We start from the raw sequence: 8,488 nt of genomic DNA on the forward strand, positions 1-8,488 counted from the left end.
TTTCAATGTCAACTAAGTTTTTTATTTCGTTTGTCGTTTTCTGCGTTATTGCATCGGCGACTTGTTCTATATTACACTTCTAATCCTTAATCGTCAATACCTTTTATGTTTTTTATTTTATAAATTATAAACCTCTTAATTTCTAATCCATCCCTAGAGATTCTAAAACTCCTTTAGTCAAATTAATAATCGGCAATTTATAACCTTTAGCTTAATACTAATACTTTTCTAAAGAATGAATGTCAGGCTAAGTAAATATATATTAAGGGTAGTAGTGCACCCGAGCTAAGATTACCATTTTCCCCTCTCGCTTATCTCTAGGGGGATTATAAATAAAATACTTCCTTATCTTCTTTTCCTTTACTAAGTCGATAGAAAAGTAAAGAAATCTAATAAACTTAGGAGGCGTTATGAAATGCATGTTAATAAGAAAATCATTTATGTATCCCATGATGCCCATTTCCACGGAGCACAGCTGCTTTCTTTACATACTATTAAAGCTCTTAAAGAAAACTTCGATTACTCCGTCGTAATTATTTCTATTGGATCAGGCATTTTAATCCCCGATTTTCAAAAATATGGTCCTGTTTATTGCTTAGAGGAAGACTACCCCACGGAAGAAACGGTCGAATTATTAATAAAGACTTTATTATCACAAGACTATACCATTGCCATATGCAGTACGGTCATAAGTGGTGATATGGTTGCATTACTAGCTAGGCACAATATAAAAGTTATTTCGTTAATACATGAATTACCGCATTTAATACAACAGTACTCTGCCGAAGGAAAAGCTAGAAACATTGCTGAATCTGCTTACAAAATTGTCTTCCCTTCACAATACGTATATGAAAAATTCCTTACAATCACGCAATTAGATCATCAAAAATGTCATATTCTCCCTCAAGGTTTATTTAACCACAATCCTTATAAGAATAATATTACAGTGGCTAGAAATGAATTACGCAAAAAACTCAACCTGCCTCTAGATAGTAAAATTATTTTAGGTGTAGGTTTCGCCGATTATCGAAAAGGAATAGATTTATTCTCATTTATTGCTTACTCAGTAAGAAAGGTTCATACTAATATTCATTTTATTTGGGTAGGGAGAACAGATGTTCACCTTATGGATACTCTATCACCAAGATATAAAGCACATTTCACATTAGTTGATCCTACTCCAGATATCGGTTTATATAATGCCGGGGCTGATTTATATTTATTAACCTCAAGGGAAGACCCTTTTCCAAATGTTGTTTTAGAAGCATTAGATACAAAGGTTCCTGTTATAGGTTTTAAAAATGCTGGAGGTTTTGAGGATGTTGTTACAGAAAAAACCGGTGCCTTAGTAGACTTTTTAAACTTACCAAAAATGGTCGAAAGAATATATGAACTTATTGGAGATGAAGAGTTACGCTTACAAAAGGGGAGCTTTGGCCAAGAGCTCATTGAAAAAAACTTTAATTTTCTTAATTACATTTATCAATTATTAGCGCTTCTCGAACATAATTACAAAAAAATAAGTGTAATTGTACCAAACTATAATTATGAACACTACTTACCTGACCGAGTCAGATCAATATTAAACCAAACCTACCCCCTTTACGAACTAATTTTCCTAGACGACGCCTCTACTGACAATAGCGTATCAACATTTGAAAAGCTGCTCTCAAAAGAAAATAAGCCTCATCTGAAAGTTCAACGAATTATTAACGAAAAAAACTCTGGTTCTGTATTTAAACAATGGATAAAAGGAGTCTCCGCAGCAACCGGTGATTATATTTGGATCGCAGAATCAGATGACTTATGTGAGAAGACATTTTTACAAGAGGTGATACAAGGATTTCATATAAATAACAAGGTTACCTTAAGCTACACACAATCAAAACAAATAGACGAACAAGGAAATGTAATAGCTGATCATTATTTAAATTACACAAATGATATCGATAAAGAAAAATGGAAAACCCCCTATTTTCGAAAAGGCATAGATGAAATACAAGATACGTTACTTATTAAAAACACTATACCTAATGTCTCAAGTGTAGTGTTTAAAAACATAGATATAAAAAACACAGAAAAACAACTAGCAAAATTTAAAATTGCTGGTGATTGGTTTTTCTATGTTTCCATCCTGCAAGAGGGACATATTCACTTTAATCCAAAGTCCCTAAACTATCATAGACGACATACAAATAGTGTAACGAAAACAGAAGATTCATATTCTCATTATAATGAAGTTGTACAAATGCAGAATTTCATTAAAAAGAACTTTACTATCGACGATATTTCTAAAATGAAGATGTATACATATAGAAAATACCTAAAAACATACTTGAACATTTAGCCTTGAACTTTATTTACTATCCGCATTTTTTATAAGACGCTATTATTATTTAGGGGGAATACTCTTTGAAAGCATTTATAGAGGAAAATAAAAACTTAATTTCTCAAATCGCAAACAACTACAATGTAAACGCAAATATCCATCCTGAGGATCACATTTTTCAGTTCCTTGTCACTAATCCAGTCTTTCCTTCTAAAAAAGAAGCGATAGATTATTATTTTAAAGATGGACAAAAATCAGCACAAATACTCTTAGACTTAATTACTTCCTTTTATCCTCCTGCAGACAATCCAATTAAATTATTAGAATTTGCATCTGGATATGGCTGCGTAACACGCCATTTATTAAATCTACAAACAAACTTGAGTATAACTGCTTGTGATATACATGAAGAAGCTATTACTTTTATTGAAAACACATTAAATCATTCTTCTATATTATCTCATCCTGAACCTGAACATTTAAAATTGGAAACTTCTACGTACGATATTGTTTTTTGTTTATCCTTTTTTTCTCATATGCCTGATACAACTTGGTTTCGTTGGCTTCAAACATTGTATAGTGCTGTTTCACCTGGTGGTTTATTCATTTTCACCACCCATGGGTATCAAAGTAAAAAATACTTTGGATTTCCAAATTTAAATGAACAAGGCTATTGGTTCCTTCCTTCTAGTGAACAATTCGATTTAGATGTTAACCAATATGGCCAAACGATAGTTAGCCCCTCTTACGTGTGTGACAAAATTAAGTTATTACCCTATAACCCTATCATTAAAAAATACACTGAAGGGTTTTGGTGGGATCATCAAGATCTTTGGATAATAAAAAAAGAAGTAAAATAATAAACCATGCTCTGCTTATATAAGTAGAGCATGGTTTATTATTTTTTACTATATAAAAACTCTTCAATCCATAACTTATTTAATCTAATTCCACTTTTGAAATCTATTTTAGGTTCCCAATTAAATTCTTGTCTCACCTTATCTATATTTAAAATGATTTTTTGAACATTTTCTTGTTTTGGTTTATAACAGATAAAGTCTACTTTTCTTTCTGTTATTTTCTCCAATTCCACTATAATTCGTTTTAAAGAAAGACCTTTGCCACTTCCTATATTATATACACAAGATTTCAATCGATTTAATTGTGATAGTTGTATAGTAATTTCAACTAAATCATCGATATAAATATAATCTCTAATAATCTCTTGTGGATTCCCGTATATATTAATCCTTTCATTACTAAGATGTTGGTACAAAAAACAATTTATTGCCCCAACTTTCTTTAAAGGATTTTGATATTTCCCATATGGATTAGAGTATCTACATACAACATAGTCGATGCCGTAGTTTCGCTTATAAAAATACAAATAATTCTCAAGCGAAACTTTTGTGATTCCATATGGAGAAAGTGGTTTCAACGGATGCTTCTCATCAATAGGCAAATATTCAGGTTCCCCATAAACTGTACCCCCTGAAGATGCTAATACAATTTTTTTAATACGAAAATCTTTAACACTTTCCATGAAATTAAGAAAAAAAAGGCTACTGTTAATATCCCCAAAAATATCTTCGATGGAAGTTGCTACATTAGACGTCGCAGCTAAATAAATAATAATATCCACATTCACTAAAGCTTTATATATATCTTCAACATTTTCTAAATCACCTTTAATAAATTCAACTTCATTTATAATATTTCGAGGGAAATTATTTATATGCCTGGAAAATACTTTTACATTTTGTCCCTGTTCTAATAAACCTAACGTGAGGTTAATACCAATGAAACTATTTCCACCTACTATTAAATAATTATTCTTCCTCATAATATCCTCTCTCTAGTAAGCAAATTTTTTACTCTTCACACCTAGAAATGCAAATACATGAACTCGATCATTGTTATTATTCATCCTCTTGTAATTGTATGCCCCTTATACATTTTCATTATCTTTATTTTATATTTTCATTTTAGAATCACTATCTTATCTAAAATGTCCGAAAAAACACTCATAATATTTACTCACCCCCATGAATATAGTTTATTAATAAAAAATCAACCTTCTCTTCCTATATTTCCACTCGTGTATTCCATTTAAAGATGCTTCTACATACACAAAACTCTCGAAAAAGGAGTACAGAACTCATGAAAAATATAAATCAAAAACTTTTAAACCATGTAATTCTACATAAAGATCGAATTCCACACTTCCATAAAGACTTTCCCCTTATACTATTTTGGAGTCATAGAAGCGGATGCACCGCATTAGCTAATTGGTTCTTTTTTCAAATTGGATTATATACTGAAGCAAAGAAATACAATGACTTTATTCATTACTATGAGTTCTGGGTATACAAAAACAAAGAAAATTACATACCTGAGTTACAAAATGTTCTTCTAAAAGGGAAAAAAGATGTTTGTAAACTCGTACGAAATCCCTATACAAGGGCCGTTAGCTCATTTCTATTACTTGCTGACAATCCATATGCTAGCCCACAATGGAAAAGTATCCGAAAATGTTTTTATAATGACAAATATAGTAATGAAGGAATATCATTTAAACAATTTTTATATTACGTTCAAGCACTTGGTCCCAACTCCCTAGTAATGGATATACATTTTAGTCAGCAATATGTTCAGGGGGAAGAAGCCTTCATCCAACGCTACATACCTTTAGAAGATTTTAATAAGCAAATTCCCAAAATAGAAGACGAATACGGTTTAATTAAGTCCGACCTAGCCATACTTACGAATTCAGATCATCATCGCACTCATAAGATGATGTATGAAGGCAGCTATGCAGAACTTAGCATTACAGATGAAGCCTTCCCCCGATTTCCAACATATAAAAGCTTTTACGATAAAGAAACTATGGATTTAGTTACAGAAATATATGCACAGGACTTTGAAATGTATCCATACAAGAAAGGGATATTTTAAGTCTATACATTCTTCAATGAATAAAAGCGAATGTCTCGCATAGCATAAATTGACACTGTAATTCGCGCGAGATTATCCCTCAGCTGTTTATCCCCTTCTATCAATCGTACTTGTATGAGTTTCCTAATTTTCAGCCACTCTCTTTGATTCCTTTGATTGTTGAAGTGTGTCATACTATCCATCAATACATTGCATTTAAAACAGGAGTGATGTCATGTGGAAGACAATTTGAAACACAATACTGGGTACTGCGTTATTTGCGAGAAGGAAACTACATTTATAGAACATAATGATTGGCTTAGAGATCATTACTTATGTTCTACATGCCAATCTATACCAAGGCAGCGAGCTTTAATCCATGTTTTAAATACATTTTTTCCAAAATGGAATTCCTATAATATCCACGAATCCTCTCCTGGAGGAATTACAACTCAGCTACTAATAAAAAACTGTAAAAACTATACATATTCTCAATACTTTAAAAACTATACTCTCGGCCAATACTTTCAAGGAATTAGATGTGAAAATTTAGAAGACATGACCTTCCCCAGTGAATCTTTTGATTTATTCATTACTCAAGATGTTTTTGAACATGTCATGACGCCAAACAAGGCATTTAAAGAAATAGAACGAGTATTAAAACCTGGTGGTGCTCATGTATTTACTGTCCCTTGGTATCATACACTCACAAAGACTGTGCAAAGAGCAAGAATGAATAAAGAAGTAATTGAGCATATTGAAGAACCCATTTATCATGGAAACCCTATCGATGAGAATGGGTCTTTAGTAACATTTGATTGGGGGCTAGATATGATTGAATATATTTACACACAGGCAAATATGTATACTACTGTTTATTTACAAAAGGATAGATCATTAGGGTTAGATGCTGAATTTTTGCATGTTTTTATTAGTACAAAAAAATCGTAAATAAATTTTATCATTATGTAATTTGGAGGTTTAACAAATGAATAATTTTAAGTTAGGAAGTGATTTTGATAACCTTGTTAGTCCATTATCTGACGTTGAACTTCTAAATCTATTTATACAAAGTTGCTCAGAAACAACAATAAACGGTGTGCCCGTACCTATGTTCCCCCCTGAAGAAATCCAAAAACAATTTGTAGGTGCTTCCTATGAACACGCCCTATATGAAGCATATTTGTTTTATAGTCATATAAAAACATACGCTCAAAATTTAGGGGTTCCCTTGAATAAAGAAAGTAAAGTTTTAGACTTTGGTTGCGGTTGGGGACGAATTATACGCTTCTTGTTCAAAGATGTTCGGGATGAAAATCTGCTTGGGATTGATGTAGACCCCTTCATGATTACTCTTTGCAATGAAACATTAGGAAGAGGGATATATAAAACCGCAAGCCCACAACCTCCTGTAGAATTTATTCGTGACAATACATTAGACATCATATTCGCTTATTCTGTATTCTCACATTTATCCGAAGAAACTGCAGAAAATTGGATAAAAGAATTTTCAAGAATTCTGCGTCCAGGTGGAATCTTCATCGCAACAACACAGGCACGATATTTTCTCGATTTTTGTCAACAATTCAAGGAACACCCTGAATTAATTCAAACAGGATGGCATAAAACTTTATCTCAGGCTTTTCCAGATATACATCGCGCTATCTCGGATTATGAACATGGGAATTTTGTACACAGTCCTACTGGTGCAGGAGATGTTAGAGATAGCAGCTTTTATGGAGAAACTGTTATACCTATGACCTATATTAAAAAGCATTATGAGAAGTATCTAAAACTGCGGGATTTTTTTGATGATGTAAACCGGTTACCACAGGCCCTATTTGTTCTCCAGAAAGATTAACTTCTTTCGTTCATAGTAATCCGCTTAATTTCATGATGAATGATACTTTTTATTTCAGACATATATATGAGAGCACCCAAGACTCTCGTATTAAGCAAACTATAAAACTAAATCCAATACGTAGCATACAAAAACAGTAAGAGAATATAAAATCTCTCGTTTTAAACTTGCTCCACAAAATCAAAAGTAACTTCCCACCACTTGAACTTCGAAGAACATAAGGGGGATATAACTTGAAAATAATCGCTTTTTACTTACCACAATTTCATCAAATAAAAGAAAATGATCGCTGGTGGGGTACAGGTTTTACTGAATGGACGAATACTAAAAATGCACAACCTTTATTTTCAGGACATTATCAACCTAGGGAACCTTATCAAGATTTTTATTATGACTTAACTACCCCATCAGTAAGAAAATGGCAAGCAGAAATCGCGAAAGCATACGGTATATATGGTTTTTGTTATTATCACTACTGGTTTAAAGGTAAGAGGCTATTAGAAACACCTTTTAATGAGGTACTTAAGATAGGGGAACCAGATTTTCCATTTTGCCTTTCTTGGGCAAATGAGCCATGGACAAAATCTTGGGATGGTCTTGATAAACATATATTAATGCCTCAAGATTATGGAGATGTATCAGATTGGAAAGAGCACTTTGAATATTTATTACAAGCGTTCCAAGATAAAAGATATATTCGTATAGATGATAAACCTCTATTCATTATTTATCGCCCGGGACATATTCCTGATTGTGAAAAAATGCTTAATTATTGGAATGCATTAGCACGAGAAAACGGTTTAAAAGGTATATACTTTACAGAAACATTAAACAGTTTTCCACTACCTGATATAAATGGGTTCGATGCTAGCATTCAGTTTGAACCATTTTATACAATTGCCCATGATAGCTCTTCAGACATAAATAAAACAATATATGAGTCTGGTATGCAATTAAATGCTTGGGACTACGATAAAGTATGGATGTATATATTAAAACGATCTCCTCCAAAGAAAAAAACATTCCCTGGAGCTTTCGTTGATTGGGATAACACTGCACGACGCAAAAATTCAAATAGCAGTATTTTTATAGGTTCTACTCCTGAAAAGTTCGCAATCTATTTAAGTAAGCAAATTCATCGTACTTACTCTCTTTATAACAGTGAGTTTTTATTTATCAATGCGTGGAACGAATGGGCAGAAGGAACCTACTTAGAACCAGATCAAAAATATGGATTTTCCTATTTAGAAGCGGTTAAAAAGGCAATCGATAGAGGTATGAAAGCATACAAAAAAGACGAGTCATTCTGACTCGTCTTAAGCTTGCTTGGCGACGTCCTACTCTCACAGGGACAAGGTCCCAAC

Annotated in this window: 7 protein-coding genes; 6 read left to right on the top strand and 1 reads right to left on the bottom strand. The window is 32.6% G+C overall.

The features are described from left to right. The first annotated feature begins 415 nt into the window (after positions 1-415). Both JDS81_RS29590 and JDS81_RS29595 read left to right on the top strand, forming a co-directional pair. Complete coding sequence (locus tag JDS81_RS29590; protein ID WP_097955239.1) at positions 416-2,347, top strand: glycosyltransferase; 1,932 nt, start codon at positions 416-418, stop codon at positions 2,345-2,347. Positions 2,348-2,412: 65 nt separating this feature from the next. Next, positions 2,413-3,189, top strand: coding sequence for a class I SAM-dependent methyltransferase (locus JDS81_RS29595; RefSeq protein ID WP_097955240.1), 777 nt, complete (start codon positions 2,413-2,415; stop codon positions 3,187-3,189). A 38-nt stretch (positions 3,190-3,227) separates the two neighbouring features. Here JDS81_RS29595 and JDS81_RS29600 read toward each other — a convergent pair whose 3' ends face one another. Further along, positions 3,228-4,172: an NAD-dependent epimerase/dehydratase family protein gene (locus JDS81_RS29600; RefSeq protein WP_001230836.1), complete on the bottom strand. Its 945-nt coding sequence runs from the start codon at positions 4,170-4,172 to the stop codon at positions 3,228-3,230. A 317-nt stretch (positions 4,173-4,489) separates the two neighbouring features. Between JDS81_RS29600 and JDS81_RS29605 the strand changes: the two genes are divergently transcribed. The 4 genes from JDS81_RS29605 to JDS81_RS29620 all read left to right on the top strand — a co-directional run bounded on the left by JDS81_RS29605 (position 4,490) and on the right by JDS81_RS29620 (position 8,434). After that, complete coding sequence (locus JDS81_RS29605) at positions 4,490-5,284, top strand: sulfotransferase family 2 domain-containing protein (protein WP_097955242.1); 795 nt, start codon at positions 4,490-4,492, stop codon at positions 5,282-5,284. 216 nt (positions 5,285-5,500) lie between these two features. After that, positions 5,501-6,214, top strand: coding sequence for a class I SAM-dependent methyltransferase (locus JDS81_RS29610; RefSeq protein WP_097955244.1), 714 nt, complete (start codon positions 5,501-5,503; stop codon positions 6,212-6,214). A 37-nt stretch (positions 6,215-6,251) separates the two neighbouring features. Further along, positions 6,252-7,124 (top strand): class I SAM-dependent methyltransferase, encoded by an 873-nt coding sequence (locus tag JDS81_RS29615; protein WP_097955245.1) that lies wholly within the window; start codon positions 6,252-6,254, stop codon positions 7,122-7,124. A gap of 233 nt (positions 7,125-7,357) precedes the next feature. Further along, positions 7,358-8,434, top strand: a complete 1,077-nt coding sequence (locus JDS81_RS29620; RefSeq protein ID WP_097955247.1) for a glycosyltransferase WbsX family protein — start codon at positions 7,358-7,360, stop codon at positions 8,432-8,434. The last annotated feature ends 54 nt before the right edge of the window (positions 8,435-8,488 follow it).

It is taken from the genome of Bacillus cereus group sp. N31, from assembly GCF_016483245.1.
GTDB lineage: Bacteria > Bacillota > Bacilli > Bacillales > Bacillaceae_G > Bacillus_A > Bacillus_A toyonensis.